The organism is Ornithinibacillus sp. 4-3, from assembly GCF_040958695.1.
Classification (GTDB): domain Bacteria; phylum Bacillota; class Bacilli; order Bacillales; family Amphibacillaceae; genus CALAMD01.
This window is the reverse complement of the sequence record NZ_CP162599.1, coordinates 2,484,521-2,505,089: the sequence shown is the minus strand read 5'-3', so window position 1 is coordinate 2,505,089 and position 20,569 is coordinate 2,484,521. Positions and strand designations below refer to the sequence as shown.

The 20,569-nt window shown below is 36.3% G+C and carries 14 protein-coding genes; 12 read left to right on the top strand and 2 right to left on the bottom strand.

The annotated features are described in order from the left end of the window. Nucleotides 1-16 precede the first annotated feature (16 nt). The 10 genes from AB4Y30_RS12260 (at nt 17) to AB4Y30_RS12215 (ending at nt 13,385) form a co-directional block, all read left to right on the top strand. Nucleotides 17-1,426 carry an FAD-binding oxidoreductase gene (locus AB4Y30_RS12260; protein WP_368652520.1) on the top strand — a complete coding sequence of 470 codons (1,410 nt, stop codon included), beginning with the start codon at nt 17-19 and terminating at the stop codon, nt 1,424-1,426. Further along, a complete protein-coding gene (locus AB4Y30_RS12255; RefSeq protein WP_368652519.1) occupies nt 1,419-2,705 on the top strand; it encodes a (Fe-S)-binding protein in 1,287 nt (428 codons plus the stop codon). Before AB4Y30_RS12260 ends, AB4Y30_RS12255 begins: the two co-directional genes overlap by 8 nt. Before the next feature lie 370 nt (nt 2,706-3,075). Next, nucleotides 3,076-3,864, top strand: a complete 789-nt coding sequence (locus tag AB4Y30_RS12250) for a polysaccharide deacetylase family protein (protein WP_368652518.1) — start codon at nt 3,076-3,078, stop codon at nt 3,862-3,864. 183 nt (nt 3,865-4,047) lie between these two features. Further along, nucleotides 4,048-4,944, top strand: a complete 897-nt coding sequence (gnd, locus tag AB4Y30_RS12245) for a phosphogluconate dehydrogenase (NAD(+)-dependent, decarboxylating) (protein WP_368652517.1) — start codon at nt 4,048-4,050, stop codon at nt 4,942-4,944. 13 nt (nt 4,945-4,957) lie between these two features. Beyond that, nucleotides 4,958-6,466, top strand: coding sequence for a gluconokinase (locus tag AB4Y30_RS12240; protein ID WP_368652516.1), 1,509 nt, complete (start codon nt 4,958-4,960; stop codon nt 6,464-6,466). A 177-nt stretch (nt 6,467-6,643) separates the two neighbouring features. Then, on the top strand, nt 6,644-7,450 hold the full coding sequence (locus AB4Y30_RS12235; RefSeq protein ID WP_368652515.1) for an ABC transporter ATP-binding protein: 807 nt from the start codon (nt 6,644-6,646) through the stop codon (nt 7,448-7,450). Between the two features lie 6 nt (nt 7,451-7,456). Next, the gene (locus AB4Y30_RS12230; RefSeq protein ID WP_368652514.1) at nt 7,457-8,434 is read left to right on the top strand and encodes an ABC transporter substrate-binding protein; all 978 of its coding nucleotides are present in this window, start codon (nt 7,457-7,459) and stop codon (nt 8,432-8,434) included. Next, nucleotides 8,421-10,394: an iron ABC transporter permease gene (locus tag AB4Y30_RS12225; protein ID WP_368652513.1), complete on the top strand. Its 1,974-nt coding sequence runs from the start codon at nt 8,421-8,423 to the stop codon at nt 10,392-10,394. The genes AB4Y30_RS12230 and AB4Y30_RS12225 overlap by 14 nt, the downstream gene beginning before the upstream one ends. A 206-nt stretch (nt 10,395-10,600) precedes the next feature. Then, nucleotides 10,601-11,593, top strand: a complete 993-nt coding sequence (locus AB4Y30_RS12220; protein WP_368652512.1) for an LLM class flavin-dependent oxidoreductase — start codon at nt 10,601-10,603, stop codon at nt 11,591-11,593. A gap of 121 nt (nt 11,594-11,714) precedes the next feature. Next, complete coding sequence (locus AB4Y30_RS12215; protein WP_368652511.1) at nt 11,715-13,385, top strand: DUF2207 domain-containing protein; 1,671 nt, start codon at nt 11,715-11,717, stop codon at nt 13,383-13,385. A 98-nt stretch (nt 13,386-13,483) separates the two neighbouring features. On the opposite strand, the gene AB4Y30_RS12210 is transcribed toward AB4Y30_RS12215, so the two are convergent. Then, a complete protein-coding gene (locus AB4Y30_RS12210; protein ID WP_368652510.1) occupies nt 13,484-14,683 on the bottom strand; it encodes a benzoate/H(+) symporter BenE family transporter in 1,200 nt (399 codons plus the stop codon). 510 nt (nt 14,684-15,193) lie between these two features. On the opposite strand from AB4Y30_RS12210, the gene AB4Y30_RS12205 reads away from it, so the two are divergent. Together AB4Y30_RS12205 and AB4Y30_RS12200 are read left to right on the top strand one after the other, a co-directional pair. Continuing rightward, complete coding sequence (locus tag AB4Y30_RS12205) at nt 15,194-16,351, top strand: alanine--glyoxylate aminotransferase family protein (protein WP_368652509.1); 1,158 nt, start codon at nt 15,194-15,196, stop codon at nt 16,349-16,351. A gap of 172 nt (nt 16,352-16,523) precedes the next feature. Then, a complete protein-coding gene (locus tag AB4Y30_RS12200) occupies nt 16,524-18,572 on the top strand; it encodes a catalase (protein ID WP_368652508.1) in 2,049 nt (682 codons plus the stop codon). A 68-nt stretch (nt 18,573-18,640) separates the two neighbouring features. On the opposite strand, the gene AB4Y30_RS12195 is transcribed toward AB4Y30_RS12200, so the two are convergent. Next, nucleotides 18,641-20,287: a catalase gene (locus AB4Y30_RS12195; RefSeq protein ID WP_368652507.1), complete on the bottom strand. Its 1,647-nt coding sequence runs from the start codon at nt 20,285-20,287 to the stop codon at nt 18,641-18,643. Between the last annotated feature and the right edge of the window lie 282 nt (nt 20,288-20,569).

The window sequence follows — 20,569 nt, the reverse complement described above, 5'->3', positions numbered from 1 at the left end:
TTGGGGAGAAAAAGAGATGTCGAGCAAAGAAATAATAGAAAAATTAAAACAAATCATGGAAGATAAACGAGTTTTAACAGATAGAGCTGATCTTGTTAGTTTTTCTTATGATGCTTCATTTGGCACATTTGAGCCAGATGTAGTATGTCAGCCAATGCAGACAGCGGAAGTTTCTAGCATTATGAAATTAGCTAATGAAGAGAATATACCGGTAGTTGCTAGGGGAAGAGGAACGAGTTTAAGTGGTGGTCCCTTGCCTGTAGAAGGTGGGATTGTACTTGATTTTTCTCTTTGGAATACCAAATTGGAAATATATGAGGATGATTTAATTGCGATTGTCTCTCCCGGAGTAATTACTTCTAAGATAAATGAGAAAGCAAATGAAGTTGGGTTAATGTATCCTCCAGATCCTAGTAGTTCTAATGTTGCAACAATAGGTGGAAACTTAGCAGAGAATGCTGGTGGACCACGAGGGCTGAAATATGGAGTAACCAAAGATTATGTATTAGGGCTTGAAGTAGTAACTGCTGACGGTACGGTTATTCGCACTGGAGGACGTACAGTGAAAAATGTTACAGGCTATGATTTAACAAAGCTACTTGTTGGATCAGAAGGGACACTTGGAATCATAACAGAGGCAACTTTACGACTTATTCCTAAGCCTATAGCAACGAAAACAGCTTTGATTACTTTTGATGAAATTACTGATGCAGGTCGTGCCATCTCAAAAGTATTAACTTCTGGAGTGTTACCTTCTAAGATGGAGATTATGGATCAATATAGCATTGTTGCTGTTGAAAATTATCAACCACTTGGATTACCTACAGATGCTGAAGCTATTTTATTAATTGAATTAGATGGACATCCAAATGCATTAGAAGAAGAAATGAAGGTTGTGGAGCGTGCTTGTGAAGAGGTAAATGCGAGGCAAGTGACCATTGCACAAAGTAAATCTGAGGAAGCAGAATTATGGAGAGCAAGACAGCTTGTTTCACCAGCAATCGTGACGATAAAGCCTACAAAAATTTCTGAAGATGCAACGGTACCACGTAGTAAAATTCCTGATATGTTCGAACGATTAAAGCGGATTAGAGAGAAATATAATGTTCATCTAGTTATTTTTGGGCATGCAGGAGATGGTAATTTACATCCTAATATCATAGCAGATAAGCGGGATAAAGAAGAAATGCAGCGTGTAGAAAAAGCGGTTGGAGAAATATTTGAAGCGGCAATTGAACTAGGCGGTACATTATCTGGTGAGCACGGAATTGGAACGATGAAATCACCATTTTTAGAACAAGAGCTTGGTGAAGATGGTGTGTATATGATGAAACTAATGAAGCAAGCATGGGATCCGAAAAATATTTTAAATCCCGGAAAAATTTTCCCATCACCTGGTCAAAAGTTGGTGTTAGCTGATGGCTGAGGATCTGAAAGAAAAGTTAGCTTATGATGAAACCTTTAGCTGTGTGCAATGTGGTTATTGCTTGCCCACTTGCCCAACGTATGTAGCATTTGAAACAGAGACACATTCCCCTCGCGGAAGAATTAATTTAGTGAAGATGGCTGCAGAAGGAAAAATTAGCTTAGATGAGATACGTGGGCCGATTGAATTATGTTTAGGCTGTCGAGCTTGTGAGACAGTTTGTCCAACCAATGTGGAATATGGGAAGATATTCACTTCAGCTATTAATGTATTAACAGATAAGGAAAAGCAAACAGCAAAGAAATCTACTTTAACGGCGAGAAAGTGGATGTTTGAAAAAGTTTTACCTAATCAAACTTTATTAAATACTGCTGGCAAGGGTCTGTTTCTTTATCAAAAAACAAGAGCTTATAAATTAGTTCGTGGCTTAAGGTTAAATTATGTGCTACCAAAAGCAGTGAGGCAGATGGAGAAAATCACACCAAAAGTAGCACCAGCCAAGAAGCGTAAACGAACCTATCCTAAAGCACCAACAAAGCCTGTTATTGGTTTCTTTTCCGGCTGTGTGATGGATACATTCTTTGCGAAGATTAATGATCTAGCGATTAAATTACTAGAGCTTGCTGGCTATGAAGTGATAACCATTAAAGAGCAGACATGCTGTGGAGCCTTGCAGCATCATGCGGGAGAACATAAAATCGCTAAGGGATTAGCAATGAAAAATATTGAAGCATTTGAGGCCTATCAGTTTGACTATGTCATTAATACGATTGGAGGCTGTGGTGCAGCATTGGTGGAATATCCTTTACATTTTACGAAAGATGATCCATGGCATAGACGTGCAGAAATATTTGCTTCAAAAAATAAAGATATAAGTTATTTACTAGCCAAAGCTGATTTACCAATGGATATTGCGATTGATCAACGTGTGGCATATCAACCCTCTTGTCATTTAACGAATGTACAAAAGGTAGTGAATGAACCATTACAATTAATGAAGCAAGTAAAAGGAATAGAATTTCTCGCATTACCTGAGGCAAATCTTTGTTGTGGATCTGCTGGAATCTATAATGTTATTCATTATGAACGTTCCATGCAAGTATTAGATTTAAAGATTAATAGAATTAAAGAAATCAAACCAACGATGATTGTAACGTCTAATCCAGGCTGCCATCTGCAAATGCTTCAAGGAGTAGAAAGAGAACAACTAACAGATCAAGTAGAAGTAGTGCATCTTGTGGAATTACTTGCTAGAGCATGTGGAATTGAAGCATCGTGAAAGAAAAACTACATTTTAGTCGTTAAAATGTTTTATTGACTAGGATGTAGTTTTTTTATGGATTATTTCTACGGATTGTTGAGTATAAATTTATAACCAAGAAATTTTTTTTGCTTATTGTTGATGATAAATAAGTCTTAGTTGTTCATTTTTTTAATGAGATTGTTTTTTCTTTTATCAATTTTGTTAAATGCATTGATTTATTTACCATAAATTGATATTTTCATAGGATACATAATAATAGAAAATAATACAATTTTTGACAAAAAACTTTAGTCGATAGATGATTTATGGAACCAGCTTGAAGAGGTAATTAAGGAACATTGTGCTAGTAGCGCATTTTTCCTTAGATAAAAGGAGTGCAAGGCAGATGCAACGAAGAAGTGGCATGAGACGGCAAAAGAGATTTAGAAACAACATGATGTTATTAGGAAGCGCTGCTTTATTAGTAATAATAATTTCATTTATTATTATCAAGCCTGAGCTTGTTTTTTTACAGGTAAGTCAGGAGAATGAAGAGCAGGAACCAGATTCAGAGGAAGAAGAAGTTCAAGAACCAGAAGAAGAGGAAGAAGAGGAAGAAGAGGTAATCACAGAGTATACGAAAAAAATAGCTTTAACCTTTGATGATGGACCTTCACCTGACACTACACCACAGGTCTTATCTTTATTAGATAAGTATAATGCAAAAGCAACATTCTTTTTGCTTGGTGAACGAGTAGAAAAGCACCCTGAAATTGTCCAATGGATTTATGAGGCAGGACATGAGATTGGTAACCATACATATAATCATTTAGATTTGACTACATTGACTGCAGAGCAGATTATGAATCAATATGAACAGACAGACGATGCAATTATGGAAGCAATTGGCCAGCCTTCTACCGTATTTCGACCACCATATGGTGCAAAGAATCCTAGTGTAGAGGATCTTATTCCAATACCAATGGTGAATTGGACGCTTGACACGAATGATTGGAAGCATAAAAATGAGGAACAAACCTTACAGCAAATCAAAGATAATATTCATGATGATGCAATTGTACTAATGCATGATATCCATGCTTCAACAGCTAATGGACTTGAAGCAATTTTAGAGTATTTAACAGACGAAGGATACCACTTTGTAACAGTTAGTGAAATGATGAGTTTTTGGTAAACAAGAAATAATAAAAGATAAAAGTCCCCCTATAGGTTTTATCAAATTCAGAGCCTATAAGGGGATTTTTGTCTTTACTTTACTATTTGTTAGAGTTCTGCCATCTATTATGAAAATGTTATAATAGGTTTAGAGAAATTATTTTTAAAGAGAGAGAAAACATTTTGATCTGGAGGTTGTCTTATGAAGATTGGTTTAATAGGATTAGGAAAAATGGGATTAAATTTGGCTTTAAATTTAGCAGAACAAAACTTTGAGGTTATTGGTTTTGATGTGAACGAAGAAATTACGAAAGAAAAACATCATCAACATATACATACAACAAGTAATTTGGAAGCATTCATGCAGGCCTTACCAGATGAAAAAGTTATTTGGTTAATGGTTCCTCCTGGTGATATTACATTGCAAACAATTGATAATATCACACCTTATTTACAAGCAGGAGATATCATTATTGATGGAGGAAATTCTAATTATAAAAATACTGTCGCAACTGGAGAAAATCTGAAAGAATCAGGCATTTATTTCTTTGACTGCGGGACAAGTGGAGGAGTAAGTGGTGCTCGTAATGGAGCATGTCTCATGATTGGGGGAGATAAAGAAACTTTTCCAAAAGTCGAGCCAATTGTAAAGGCATTAGCATTACCAAATGGATATTTGTATACAGGTGAAGTAGGTAGTGGGCATTTTTTAAAAATGGTACATAATGGAATTGAATATGGGATGATGCAAGCAATTGCGGAAGGATTTGAAGTACTAGATAAAAGTCCATATGATTATGATTTTAAAGAAGTGGCGAGAGTATTTAACAATGGTTCAGTTATTGAATCATGGTTAATGGAGTTAATGGAAAATGCTTTTTCAGAAGACGAAAAGCTAGAAAATATTCGTGGAATTATGCATTCAACAGGAGAAGGGAAATGGACTGTGGAAACAGCATTAGATTTTCAAGTGCCAACACCCGTAATCGCCCTATCATTAATGATGCGTTATCGCTCGTTAGAGGATGATACATTCAGTGGTAAAGTTGTAGCAGCATTACGCAACCAATTTGGTGGTCATGCAGTTGTGAAGAAGTGAGGTAGAATAATTTATGACTGAACTGGAAGAGCTGTATATTGGAACAGATATTGGGACAACAAGTACAAAATCGGTTGCGTTTAATCGACAAGGTAAAGCAATTTATGAAGCAGCTAAAGAATATGATCTACATACGCCTAATGAATTTGTTGCGGAACAAGATCCTGATGAAGTATTTGAGGCAGTAGTTGAGACTTTACAGCATATACTCAAACAAGTAGATCATCCGAAGCAAATCAAATTTGTTTCCTTTAGCAGTGCTATGCATAGTATTATTGGTTTAAATAAGGAATTAAAACGAATCACACAAAGCATAACCTGGGCGGATACACGAAGCAACGAGGTTGTTGAACGTTTAATTGGAGAAGGTAAGGCAGATGCTATTTATCAGAAAACAGGAGTCCCAATACATCCAATGACGCCTTTTTCTAAAATTATTTGGTTACGTGAGCGGGATCCAGAGCAGTTTGAGAAAATCAGTAAATTTATTTCAATAAAGGAATATGTATGCTTTAAGCTATTTAATCAATTTGTAGTAGATCAATCTATTGCAGCATCCTCTGGTTTTCTTAATTTACATACTTTAGATTGGGATGATGAATTGCTTTTAGAAATGCAAATAACGCGTGAGCAATTATCAGCCGTTGTATCAACGACTTATGATGATTTTGAGTTACAGGAACGGTGGAAAGAACAATTAGACTTCGATGCTGGGACAAAGTTTATTATTGGTTCTAGTGATGGAGTGTTAGCTAATTTAGGCTTATTTGCAATCAAAAAAGGTACAGTAGCTGTTACGATTGGAACAAGTGGAGCAATTCGCCTTGTTCATGATCAGGCATTACTAGATAAAGAAGGTAGGACTTTTTGCTATCCATTAGTAGAAAATCATTGGACAATAGGTGGTCCAGTAAATAACGGTGGAGTTATCTTAAAATGGGCAAAAAATGAACTTGCACAGTCAGAGTCTAGAAAAGCTGAATTATTAAATGAGGATGCTTATGCGTATGTAACTAGAATGGCACAATCTGTTTCCCCAGGCGCTAATGGTATCCTGTTTCATCCTTATTTATTAGGCGAACGTGCACCAATATGGGATGCAGAGGCAAGTGGTTCTTTCACAGGGCTTCGCATGCATCATAAAAAAGCTGATTTATTACGAGCAGTAATGGAAGGGATTTTATTTAATCTGCGTGAAGTCTTAGAAATAATTGAGGACCAAGGTGGAGTTATTGAAAGGGTTTATGCTAGTGGTGGTTTTGCCAAATCAGAAACTTGGCGTCAAATGATGGCTGATATTTTTCAGTTAAATATTTTAATTCCTGAAAGCTATGAAAGCTCTTGCTTTGGTGCTGTGCTGTTAGGTCTATTAGCTACGAAAGAAATATCCTCATTTGCAGAGGTGGAATCATTAGTTCATCTATCCAATGAGCATATTCCAAATCATGGTTTAGCAGAAATCTACGATAAAATTTTTGTGAAATATAGTAAAATAGGCGTTGCACTACGTTCTATTGATTAATTAAATATATTGAAGAAAAATGCTATTCAGCCTAGCTATTGGTTGAATAGCGTTTTTTGTGCTCATAAAAAGATTGTATTAAAAAATGGATTGTTATTTAAAAATAACCATGCTATGATGATAATGAAAATCATTATCATTTGAAGAGTCAATAGATATTAAAGAGGAGGTGCGAAATTGATAAATATTAAAGATGTTGCTATTTCATATCAGACAAAAGCAATTATCGAGAATCTCTCTGTTAGTATTCCAACCGGAAAAGTTACTACCATTATTGGCCCGAATGGTTGTGGAAAATCAACATTATTAAAAGCAATTGCTAGAATTTTACAAGTTACAACAGGAGCTATTTATTTAGATGGAAAGGATATTTGGAATATACCTAGTATCGAAGTAGCTAAAAAAATGGCAATCTTACCACAATCTGCTGAAGCACCGACTGGATTAACAGTAAAACAACTAATCACATATGGGAGATTTCCACATCAAGGTGCATTTGGTCGTTTAAAGAAAGAGGATTATGATGCTGTGGAACGAGCGATAGAGTGGACAAATTTAGAAGCATTTGCAGATCGACCAATAGAAGCTCTATCTGGTGGGCAAAGACAGCGGGCATGGATAGCGATGGCACTTGCACAAGATACCACAACAATTATTTTAGACGAACCAACTACATACTTAGATATGACCTACCAATTAGACATATTAGAGTTATTACGGAGGTTTAATCAGGAAGATGGTAAGACAATTGTTATGGTCCTACATGATTTGAATCATGCGTCAAGGTTTTCTGATCATCTAATCGGAATGCGCGATGGAGATATAGTAATAACAGGAAGTCCTGAAGAAGTAATGACCAGTAGTTGGCTAAAACATATTTTTAATATTGATCCAATTTTCACGAGTTGTCCATTTAGTGGACATCCCATTTGTTTAGCTTATGGAAAAAATGATCCCAAATTAACGGAAGAGAAAGCGAGATAAAAATAAATGAAAAAGAAATTATTGGTATTATTTGTTATTGGTTTAATGGTTTTAGTGGCTTGCCAGAAAGATGAAAGTAAATCAGGCGGTAATGATAATAATTCTAGTAAGGAAAAGATAGAGATAGAAGATGGTTTTGGAACACAAACATTTGATAATGTACAGGAAAAAGTGGTTGCACTAGAATGGAGTATTGTTGAAGAATTACTAACTGTAGATGTTCAACCTGTAGGAGTTGCGGACATTGAAGGATTTAATAAATGGGTAACCATTGATGCCAAAATTGCTGATAATGTCGTAGACGTAGGAACACGTACAGAGCCAAATATTGAAGAAATTGCAAAGCTAGAGCCTGATGTAATTATTGGAATAAAGGGGCGTCATGAAGCAGTAAAAGATCAATTAGAAAAAATTGCTCCTGTTGTATTATATGATGGTTCAACACCGGAAGCAGTTGAAAACTTATATGAGCATGCATTAAAAACTTTACGACAAACAGCAAAATTAGTAGGAAAAGCAGATGCAGCAGAAGAGGCAATCACAAGTCTAGAAGAAAAAATGCAGGGTGCGAAAGAAACAGTAGAATCATTAGAATTAGCTAGTAATAAGTTTTTATTTACTCAAGCATTCACAGTAAATGAAGCACCAACATTTAGATTATTTGCGAACAACTCCATTGTTAGTCAGGTCATGGAAGGCATGGGACTTGAAAATATTATGGATGAAAATGGAGAGGGCTCAGGAATGATTGAGACAAGTGTAGAAGGAATTACACCATATCAAGAGTCTATGTTATTTTACACTGTTCAAGAAGATGATCCTCTGTTTAGTAAATTAGAGAATCATGCTGGATGGAACAACTTTACTTTTGTAAAAGAAGAACAATTATATGATGTTGGTGCTGGTCTTTGGACATTTGGTTCTGTTTTATCTATGGAAACATTAGTGGATCATGTTGAGGAAGCTTTACATGCAACACAGTAAGAAAATCGGGGCAGGCTTTCTTGTTCTTGCCCTGTTTTTAATACTTAGTGCAATTCATGTTAGTCAAGGGCAAGCGTCAGATGGATTTATATCTTTTTGGACCAATGTATGGAATAATCCTACAGAACAAGCATTTGCACTCGGATCGAGACTTCCACGCCTCGTCATGGGACTTTTAGCTGGAGCATCTCTGGCTGTATGTGGTTTATTATTACAAACGATGACGAAGAACCCTTTAGCAAGCGCAAGTACATTAGGTATTCATGCAGGAGCATTTTTCTTCGTTGTTTTAGGAACAGTTTTCTTTCCTGCTATTAAAGGGAGCAATCCTTTATTCCTAACTCTAGCAGGAGGATTACTGGCTGCATTTTTAGTGAGTTATTTAGTTGGAAAGTCCTTTGATCCAGTTCGAGTCGCACTTACTGGTTTAATTGTTACTTTATTATTTTCATCACTAACAAGTGCACTTCAGCTTCTGTTTCAGGAGGAAGTATCTGGATTATTCTTATGGGGATCTGGAACACTGTTACAGTTAGATTGGAGCGGTGTACAATTCTCTTTACCGATATTAATTACAACTATATTGATTTTAATCTTATTCGGTCATCGGTTTGATTTACTACTGCTTGGAGAAGAGGTTGCAACTGGACTTGGCCAGAATGTGCAATACGTAAAATGGCTAGGATGGGGTGGAGCGATTGTTTTAGCAAGTACAACTGTTACAGTTGTAGGTCCTATTGGTTTTGTTGGTTTATTAGCTCCACACCTTGTAAGATTACTTGGTTTTCAAACACATCGTTCTATGATTATTGCCAATATCTTTGTTGGATCATCTTTATTAATTGCAGCAGATATTATTATTCGTTATCTTTCTCCACAAACAGAATTACCAGTTGGGGCGATGACAGCGATTATTGGAGCACCGGCATTAGTATATCTAGCATTGAAAATGGCCAGAAATTCTAAAGCAGGTCAGGTTGTAGGTGGAAAGAATCGAATTCAAAACAAAAAATTGTTTTTCCCTGTTGTGATCATTGCAATTATTGCTATGTTTCTCGTTAGCATTGGATATGGTGGAACAAGCTTTACACCAATCTCTGAATGGATTGGCAATATGTTTATCATAGAATTTCGATTGCCGAGAGTACTTACCTGTATTTTAATTGGGATGATGATGGCGGTGAGTGGATTGCTCTTACAAACTGTTTTAAGAAACCCATTAGCAGATGCTTCAGTGCTTGGGATTACATCAGGAGCAAATGTTGTAGCAGTATTTTTCCTACTTGTTTTTCCGTGGAGCCCAGCAATCTTCGTACCGATTGGTGCTTTAATAGGTGGATTAGGAACGATGTTCTTATTACTTTTATTAAGTAGGAAAAAAGGTTATGATCCACTTATTTTATTATTGGTCGGAATTGCCATTTCAGCGATTAGTGCATCGATTATTCAAATTTTATTAGTTCGAGCAAATGTCCATGCTACTGCTGCATTAACATGGCTAGCCGGTAGTACTTATGGAACAAATTGGACAGGAATGTATATTGCACTTGGAACAGTCTTAATTGTTTTTCCGCTTATTATTCGGTATTTTAATATATTTGAAATGATGTATTTTCAGGAGGAAATTGTTACTGGCTTAGGGGTTTCTGTTCAGAAAACACGATTAATGATGATTATTATTGCTGTGATTTTATCATCCATTAGTGTTTCTATTGTTGGAGCAATAGGATTTATCGGCTTGCTTGCTCCACATATTGCCCGGCAATTAGTTGGACCTAGTTTTCGCTTTTCTATTCCATTAACATTAATAATTGGAAGTAGCTTATTATTAATTGCTGATTTTCTTGGAAGATTCCTACTTGCTCCAATGGAAATTCCCGCTGGAATTATCGTTTCATTAATTGGAGCACCGTATTTACTTTATCTATTGAAAAAATCAAATGAAGTAAGTGTCAAATAGTGAGCAAAATCCTGTTCTCATCTGAGAGCAGGATTTTGTTGTTATTCTAGAAAATGATTTTAAGAAGAGAATAATTAAATAGCCCAGCAGATATTCTTTATTTACGGGTACAGAATATTTGATACAATTAGAAGAGTAATTAACACAGTAGGTGATTTATTCACTTTTAGATAAATTACGATTTTAATTGGAGAGGGTTATTGTTTATGAAATTAAGTATATTAGATCAAGCACCTGTAACAAGTGGAAATCAGCCGGCAGATGCTTTGAAAAAAGCTGAAGAATTAGCTTTATTAGGTGATGAATTAGGCTATCACCGTTTTTGGATGGCAGAGCATCATGGAGCAGACAGCTTTGTAAGCTCAGCGCCAGAGGTGTCTGCAGCTTATATTGCTGGAAAAACAAAGCAGATTCGTGTTGGTACTGGTGGAGTAATGATGATGCATTATTCTCCTTTGAAAATGGCAGAAGTATTTAAAACATTGAGTGCACTTGCACCGGGTAGAATTGATTTTGGTGTTGGGCGTGCTCCTGGTGGCGATCAATATGCTGTTTATGCATTATCGCAAGGTCGCCAGCCGGATATTACCAATATGTATGGGCGATTTGAAACGACATTACAATTATTAAATGATGAAACTCCAAATAATATGCTTTATGCTAAGACAATCGCAGCTCCCCAAAAAGTTGTGTTACCTGAGCCATGGCTACTAGGATCGACAGGGAATAGTGCACTGGAAGCAGGAGAAAGAGGGGTTGGTTATTCCTTTGCGCAATTTTTCAATGGAGAGCTGACGAAGGAAACATTAGACATTTACAAGCAGAGCTTCAAGCCTTCCGCTTTTATGGAAAAACCAATGATTAATGTTTCTTATATGGTGACAACTGCAGAGACAAAGGAAGAAGCCGAATATGAAGCAAAACCTCAAGACTTATGGAGATTAGAATTTGCAAGAGGGCATATTATTCCGTTTTTAACGCCTGAGGAAGCGAAAGATTATCCACTTACAGAATTAGATAAAATGATGATAGAAGAGAATCGAAAAATACATATTGTTGGAGATGTCAAACAGGTTGCAGAAAAACTCCAAGCCGATCAGGAAAAATATGGATTTGACGAAACAATGATTGTCAGTATCCCACATGCACAAGAAAAGCGTTTAAATGTTTATCGTTTATTAGCAAGGGAACTGTTATAAAAGTAAAATGTTTGTCTTTGTCTAGCAGGATTTCTGCTGAATAAGGATAAAACAGTTAGAGCTTCCCGCAGATGAAAATATACGGGAAGCTTAATTGATACTTTAATCAGGAGAGATATCAATGAAAAAATTTATTATTGTACTTACATTAATTTTTTGTTTTCTGTTTCCGCTACACGCTTTTGCAGTTGATTTTGAGATAACAGATGCAGAAATTAATGCTTATTTACAAGCAGATGGTGAAGTACATGTAGTGGAACAATTTACATATGAATTTGATGGAGAATTTAATGGGATAACTCGTACAATTTATCCAAAAACGGGAACGAGTATTGACCGTTTGTCTGCAACTGAAAACGGTCAGACTTTATCAACTACTAAAGAAGGTAATTTATATAAAATTTTTCGTAGTGGTGAAGATGAGACCATCAAAGTAGAATTACAATATACGATTCGTGATGCATTAGTAAAACACGGAGATATGACAGATTTTTATTGGCCATTCTTTGATGATCGTAATGAAGCAGATTATTTAAACATGGAAATTGCTGTTCATCCTCCTCAACCAACGGATGACGTGTTGGCTTTAGGATATGATTCAGCTTATGATACAGATTCGATAGATGGTGAAGGTGTTGTAAGCTTTCAATTAGGTAAAGTACCAAGTGGAAATAAGGGAGATATTCGAGTTGCCTATCCATCTGAATTATTTACAGGTGTAGAAAAGACTAGTGATATTTCTCTTGCAAGAATAATAAAATCTGAGCAAAAACAATTGCATGACGAAGAGATAGCATTTGCGGAGAAGCAAAATGTGGTGCAAAATATTGCAATGATTTTTATTATTAGTACGATTGCTTTAATGATTTTTCTATACTTTACAGCCTATCGAAAGAAAAAAGAAAGAAAAAATTATGTGCTTCGAATGATTTCTGAGCGTACATCGTTTGTACCACGAGAGCATCTATCGTTAGCTGCTACAATCTTGTTGTTAAGAAAAACAACATCTGGATTGGTTGGTATAGCATTACTTGATTTTGTACGTAGGGGTAATGTAGAGCAGGATCAAGAGCAGTACAAACTGATTCATCAGAATGATTTATTAGAACATGAGAAAGAGTTAATCCAATGGTTATTTTACACAGTTGGAGAAAATCGTATTTTCAACCTAGATGACATGAAGACATATATAGATGATAAGAAAAATCATAAAGAATACTATAAACAGATGACCAACTGGCACAAGGGGATAAATGGCGAATTAAAGAAAGTTCCAGTATATGAATCCATTAAAGGATTACGTTTGATTCTATTTGCTGTATGGTTATGTTCTACCGCATTAAGTGTATTTACGATTGTCTATGAACTGCCAATACTTATGATTGTTGCTGGATTTGTTTCTAACCTAGCTATTCTTGGATACATCATTGGTTATTACCCATTAACGGAACAGGGAATGTTAATCAAATTAAGCTGGCAAGATTTTGCGAAACGATTTGAAAATCTTTCAGCAACAGAAGTTCCAAGAATGACAGAAGATGAAAAGGCACGTGCCTATTTATTTAGTATGGGGATGAATAATAAGCAGATGAAGGAACTGATTTCAAAATTCGAATTATCCTCATCAGCTAATGATTCCTCATTAACTTATCTCTTAATTATGAATAGTGGTGGAGTGCAACATTCATTCACTCATGCTGAACAGGTGACAAGTCAGTCTTCAAGTAGTAGTGGCAGTTCCTCAAGCGGAGGAGGAACTGGTGGTGGAGGCGGAGGTTCAGGCGCCTTTTAAAGAAAAAAATCTGGTTCTATAAATTAGAGCCAGATTTTTTATATTCTTCTTTATAAAAGATCAAATAGATTTCTGATAACAATAAAACTAAAGAAATCCTACAAATAAACTCTCTTAACAAAATGTTCTTTTTCAACAATAAATGCGACAAATAAGCTTCCTAAAATAGCCCAAAGAGGTGCGCTAATATTATAAAAGCTAATTCCTGACATTCCGATGATTAATGCAAAAAAGGCACTCATTTGAAAAGAATTGCTGGAGAATGCACTTTTTAATGCAGTCATCATTACACCTAACATAGCTAAACTAGCAATCAATGTTAAAATCAATCCAGGCATTGCTAGAATAAAAGGAATGATGAGGGATGACAGCAAACCAAAAGTAATCATGAATACTCCATTAAAAACTCCCGCTGTAAAACGCCCTTCTTTTGTCCCCACTTCTTCAGGTGTACAAATGGCTGTCATTGGTCCAGCTACATTAATCGAATGTGCACCGAAAAATACTGCAACAAGACTAAATAAAGATCCATTTCTAGAAATCGCTTTATTAGGTGCTTGATATCCAGCGCCCTTTAAAATACTTATTGCTTGAGCATTTTCTACACAGATAATGATTAATGCAAGTGGAATACTAACAGAAAGTATTGCTCCCCAACTAAAAGTAGGGAAGATTAATGATGGTAGAACAAAAGAACTTTCAATTCCAGCAAGTTGAAAATCACCTGTAATAGATATTGCAATGATGGCAACAATCAAAGCGATTAGTACAGGAGAGACTTTCTTTAAAAGTCTTGTAGATAAAAGGAATGCTGTAATCGTTGTTAAAGTAATGAATGGTGAAACTTCTATTACTTGAATCATTTCTATAGCAAAGTGAATTAATACACCAACAATCATTGCCATCACAATTTCCGTTGGAATGTACTTCATGATTTTATCAACTAATCCTGTAATGCTAAAGATAAACACTAATGTGTGAGCTATTACATAGGCACCAATAATATCCTGAAATGGAAAAACAGTGATTGTGCCTGCAATTAATACGGCACCTGCAATAGAATAGGCGCCGATAATTGGTTGCCGATATTTAATGGACATAAATAGACTAAATAAGCCTCCGAAAACATAGATGGAAAATATCCAGCTAATCAATTCATTATGACTAAGCCCACCACTATTTGCTGCATCAATAACAATTAGAGCCGGTCCAGTAAAGCCAAAAATAGCAGCTACTAGACCAGCACTGAAGGTTTGGTTTGTTAAATTACTACGAATTTGCTTCCATGAGTTATTCAATAATTTCACCATCCGCATTGTACTAAAAATATGATAGAACTTATAAAGCTTTTTGTAAATGTATAAAAGAGAATTTAAAAAGTTTATTATATAATTTTTCTAAAATTAGGGCACAACAAGAGTATACCAGAAGAAGGGGTTGTTTAGCATAGTGTTAAAAAATATTACATTTACGCAAATTATTTTAACGACTAAGCAGAGAATGAGAAAGCATTTGCTAGTATTTCCTACAACTCTAACTTGCAAGAAGCATTGGTTATAAGGGTGATCCGTGCTTTTGTTCCCTAGAAATAAGCTATACTTTGCAATGGAACAATGATAAAATTAGTATAATTAAGAGTTTGCATAAGTATTTTGCTAGATTCTAAACAATATTGGCTAGTAAATCATTAAAAATGAAATTAGTTTTTTATACGAAGACTTATTAAAGTAATTGAAAAAGAAGTTTTGCACAAAATTTTACTGTAAATATATAAAATATTAATATGATTTTGGGGAGGAGAAAAAATTATGTATTCAAATATTCTTAGACATCCTGGTCCTACTCCAATTCCTAAAAGAGTGGAACTAGCAATGGCACAAAATATATTTAGCCATCGTTCAGAGGAATTTGTCAAACTATACCAAGAGACTACAGAACGTGTAAAACCAATATTCGGAACGAAACAAGATATTTTGCTTCTTCCTTCAGGTGGGACGGCGGCATTAGAAGCAGCTGTAGCTAATACGGCTTCTGCAGGTGACGAAGTAGTTGTTGTTACAGTTGGTGCTTTTGGAGATTATTTTGTTTCGATATGTGAAAAACATGGCTTGCATGTACATAAGCTTGAAAAAGAGTGGGGAGAAGCTTGTACGAAGGAAGATCTGATTGATTTTTTAAAACCTTTATCCAATATCAAGGCTGTTTTTGCCACTTATAATGAAACTTCTACAGGTATTTTAAACCCAGTCGCACAGCTAGCAGAGGCAGTACGAGATCATTCAGATGCTCTTTTTATTGTTGATGGGGTTAGCTGTATTGGAGGAGCTCCTGCTGAAATGGACGGGTGGGGTATTGATATTTTAGTAACAGGTTCACAAAAAGCAATGATGCTTCCACCTGGACTTTCCTTACTAGCTGTTAGTGAAAGAGCTTGGAAGGTCATAGAGACAAACTGTACAGCAGTTTATTATTTAGATTTATTAAGCTATCGTGAATGGGCAGCAAAAGGTATGACCCCTAATACACCAACGGTTTCGTTGATTATGGGATTATCTGCTGTCTGTGATTTAATCGAAGAGGAAGGTGGATTTCCGAAAACAGTAGAACGCCATGAAGTCATGAAAAATATGGTTCGAGAATCCATGAAGGCTCTTTCCATTGAATTATTAACAAGTGATGAGTATGCATCACCAACGGTAACAGCGATCCGTACTCCTAAGGGATTGGACCTTTCCGCTTATTTAGCACACTTAAAGAAAAAATATCATCTGGATCTTGCTGGTGCTCTTGGTCATCTTCAAGGCGAAGTTTTTAGGTTTGGTCATATGGGCTATTGCTTCCCTAGTGATATCCTTCAAGCAGTTTCTCTCATGGAAGCAGGGTTACAGGACTTTGGCTATTCATTCGAGAGTGGAGCTGGGGTAAAAGCAGCACAAGATGTTTTCTTATCCTCATTAAAAAAATAACAGATTAGTTTCAAATGATAGAGTTTATTTTAGAAAAATTAAAGAGATTTAAAAGAGGCTTTTCCTTAAGTTTACTTAACTTAGGAAAGGCTTCTTTTTTTATTAAGCGAGTATAGTATTGCCTCTTTTGGAAAGGTTACGTAATAACTACATAAATGAAAGGGAAATGCTTATGCATGAAAAAGATAATATTAATGAAAAGAGTAAACAGGATCAATTGGAGAATTTTAAAGTAGATGATATGAATCAAGATATGACAACAAATCAGGGATTAAAAATTTCTGAAGATGAACTAAGCTTAACAGCTGGTGAACGGGGTCCGACTTTGATGGAGGACTTTCATTTTCGGGAAAAGATAACACACTTTGACCATGAACGAATTCCTGAACGTGTTGTGCATGCACGCGGGTTCGCTGCACATGGTGAGTTTGAAGCATACGAATCGATGGAAGAATACACAAAAGCAAAATTTTTATCAGAAGCGGGTAAAAAGACGCCTGTCTTTGTTCGTTTTTCAACAGTGGTAGGGTCTCGAGGATCTGCAGACACGGTTCGGGACGTTCGAGGGTTTGCGACCAAGTTTTACACAGAAGAGGGAACCTATGATTTAGTTAATAACATTCATCCTGTATTTTTTATTCAGGACGGTATTAAGTTTCCTGATATTGTTCACGCGATTAAGCCTGAGCCACATAATGAAATACCGCAAGCAACTGCCGCTCATGATACATTATGGGATTTTGTAGCAAACAATCAAGAAACAGCTAATCAAATTATGTTTCTTATGTCACCTAGAGCAGTTCCAAGAAGTTATCGAATGGTAGAGGGCTTTAGTATCAATACGTTTCGCTTTGTAAATAAAGAGGGTGTTGCCCGCTTTATACGACTTCATTGGAAGCCGAAACTTGGTGTGCATTCTTTAGTGTGGGATGAAGCACAGAAAATTAGCGGGAAGGATCCAGACTTTCATCGCAGGGATATATATGATGCCATTGAGATGGGGAACTTTGTTGAGTATGAGTTAGGTGTGCAAATGATTGAGGAAAAAGATGAGTTTGCCTTTGATTTTGATATTTTAGATGCAACAAAGTTTTGGCCGGAAGAAGAAGTTCCAGTAAAAATAATTGGAAAGATGACATTAAATAAAAATGTTGATAATTTCTTTGCTGAAACGGAGCAAGTTGCTTTTCATCCAGGACATATTGTTCCCGGAATCGATTTTTCGAATGATCCGTTATTACAAGGGAGATTGTTCTCTTATACGGATACACAATTGATTCGACTAGGTGGCCCAAATTTTCATGAGATCCCTATTAATCGACCAGTCGTACCTTTCTATAATAATCAGCGTGATGGGTACCATCGTCAAACGATCAATAAGGGGAAAGTAGCCTATCATAAGAATTCAATGGCAAATAATACTCCAGCTCCTATAAGTGAAGAGCAAGGTGGATTTGCACATTATCAAGAAAAAGTTGAAGGTAAAAAAGTACGTCAACGGAGTGCAAGCTTCAATGATCATTTTTCACAAGCAAAAATCTTTTGGAATAGTGTGAGTGATCCAGAGCGAAAGTATATTATCGATGCCTTTAGCTTTGAGGTTGGGCATGTGAAGGATATGAATGTACGCCAGCAAGTAGTAAACATGTTTGCCAATGTGGATATCCATTTAGCTACTCAAATTGCTGCTAATCTTGGTGTAGTGGCTCCAGCAGGTGTACAAGATTCTCCAGTAACTAAAACCTTTCCTTCATTAAGTCAACTGAATACGATAAAGACTGCTGCAACTCGCAAAGTAGGCGTTATTTTAAATCATGCTTTTAATGAGAAGGAGGTCATTGAAATATTGCATGGCCTGAATACAAATGGTGTTATTTATGAGATCATTAGTGAGAAACAGGGAATGTTAAAGGGAACAGTTGGTCAGGAATTGATGGCTAATCATACGTTTACAACAACAGATCCTGTCTTATATGATGCAATCTATGTTGCGTCAGGGGCAGGTCAGAATAGTGATTTTTATATGCATACCACTTATTATTTAAAGGAGGCATATAAACATTACAAACCAATTGGTGCCTCGCAAGACGGAATGATGTTTTTAGAAGAGAATGATTTCATCGGAAGTCAAGGTGTGGTAGCAGGAGAAGGGGCAATGTTTGTGAAGAATTTTACTAAAGCTATTGCAGAACATCGACATTGGAATCGTAAGACTGTTTAAGAACAAGCTAAGCAAGTAACTAAAATAAAGCTGTTCGGAATCTTTTTCCGAACAGCTTTTTCAAATGATTAATAAGGATCAACTTCATGACTTTTCTTCACAGCATCTTTTGCTGCTTCGTTTGCTGCTAGAGAACCTTGTTCAAATTTTGACTTGCCTGCTTCACGACCTGGAATATTGTTTTCTTTATCCATTTCTTCTATTTCTGCCATTTTCTTAGCGATTCCTTCTTTGACACGTTTGCCGTATTCTTCATCAGCCTTGGTAAAATGTTCGACCATAGCATCTTGAATGCTCTTATCACAGACCGCAAGCGCTTCAGATAAATTTTTAATTAATTCATCACGCTCCCAATCTTCAAATTCTCGATATGTGTTACCTGCTTGCCCGTAGTGATTAGGACGATCAATTGGAGCGCTCATAGCTGCATCGTTATATATTGGTCGATGTGGTGGTCGTTCTGCATTTGCTTCCTCAAGACCACCTAGCATGGACGGTTCATAATTGATATGAGGATTATCCGTTGATTCTTTAGGGTTTCGGAAATCCATCTGACCCCGTTGTTGATTTGTACGTACTGGTGCTTTTGGTGCGTTTGTAGGTAATAACAAATAGTTTGCACCGACGCGATGACGCTGTGTATCAGAGTAGGAAAAGGTACGTCCTTGGAGCATTTTATCATCTGAAAAATCCATACCATCAACAAGTACTCCTGTACCAAAGGCAGCTTGCTCAATCTCCGCATGAAAATCTATTGGATTACGATCGAGCACCATTTTACCTACTGGTAACCATGGAAACTGATCCTCTGGCCACAATTTCGTATCATCAAGTGGATCAAAGTCGAGTTCTGGATGATAATCATCTTCCATGATTTGTACATATAGCTCCCATTCTGGATAATCACCGCGTTCAATTGCTTCATATAAGTCTTGAGTTGCATGTCCGACATTCTTTGCTTGAATCTCATTTGCCTCATCTTGTGTTAAGTTACGAATTCCTTGTTTCGGTTCCCAATGATATTTTACAAGTACAGCCTCGCCTTTATCATTGACCCATTTATAAGTGTTTACACCTGATCCTTGCATATGACGGTATGTAGCTGGAATCCCCCATGGAGAGAACAAAAATGTTATCATATGGGTTGCCTCAGGTGAACGAGAAACGAAATCAAACATTCGTTGAGGGTTAGGTACGTTTGAGGCAGGATCTGCTTTAAATGCGTGAATCATATCAGGGAATTTCATTGCATCCCGGATGAAGAAAATTTTTAAGTTATTTCCAACTAGATCCCAGTTGCCATCCTCAGTATACATTTTTACTGCAAAGCCACGCGGATCTCGCGCAGTTTCAGGTGAATCTTTTGCTCCAGCCACTGTAGAAAAACGGACCATCAATGGTGTTTTCTTCCCAGCACCTGAAAATACTTTTGCACGTGTGTACTTTTCTACTGGCTCATCGCCAACTTTACCATATGTTTCAAAGTATCCAAATGCCCCGCTACCTCGAGCATGTACAACACGCTCTGGTACTTCTTCTCGATCAAAATGAGAGATTTTTTCAATGAAATGGTAATTCTCAAGTGTTGCTGGACCTCGATTCCCAATCGTACGGATATTTTGATTATCGAATACAGGTTGTCCTTGACGCGTTGTTAACGTCTCACGCTTCACTTTTTTCTCATTTGTTGTTTTTTTATCTTGATTTTCAGCCAAAATAAAAGCCTCCTTATTCTTATCAGGATTTATATATACAGCCTTAGTATGCTCTTCAGTTGGGGAAATATTATGATTTAACCGTCTTTTGTAAGACAGAGTAAGTGGATTTTGAATTCATTTTATTAAAATCTTAGTTGTTTTATATTGTGGAGTGTTCTTTATTATTTATTCAGAAGGTTAGGCAAGAAGTGATGTTTCTATGTTGAAAAAGTCTAAAAGCATCCATTCATTAGCTATAGTAATGAGTGGATGCTTTATTTAAAACATGGAAATCGAGTT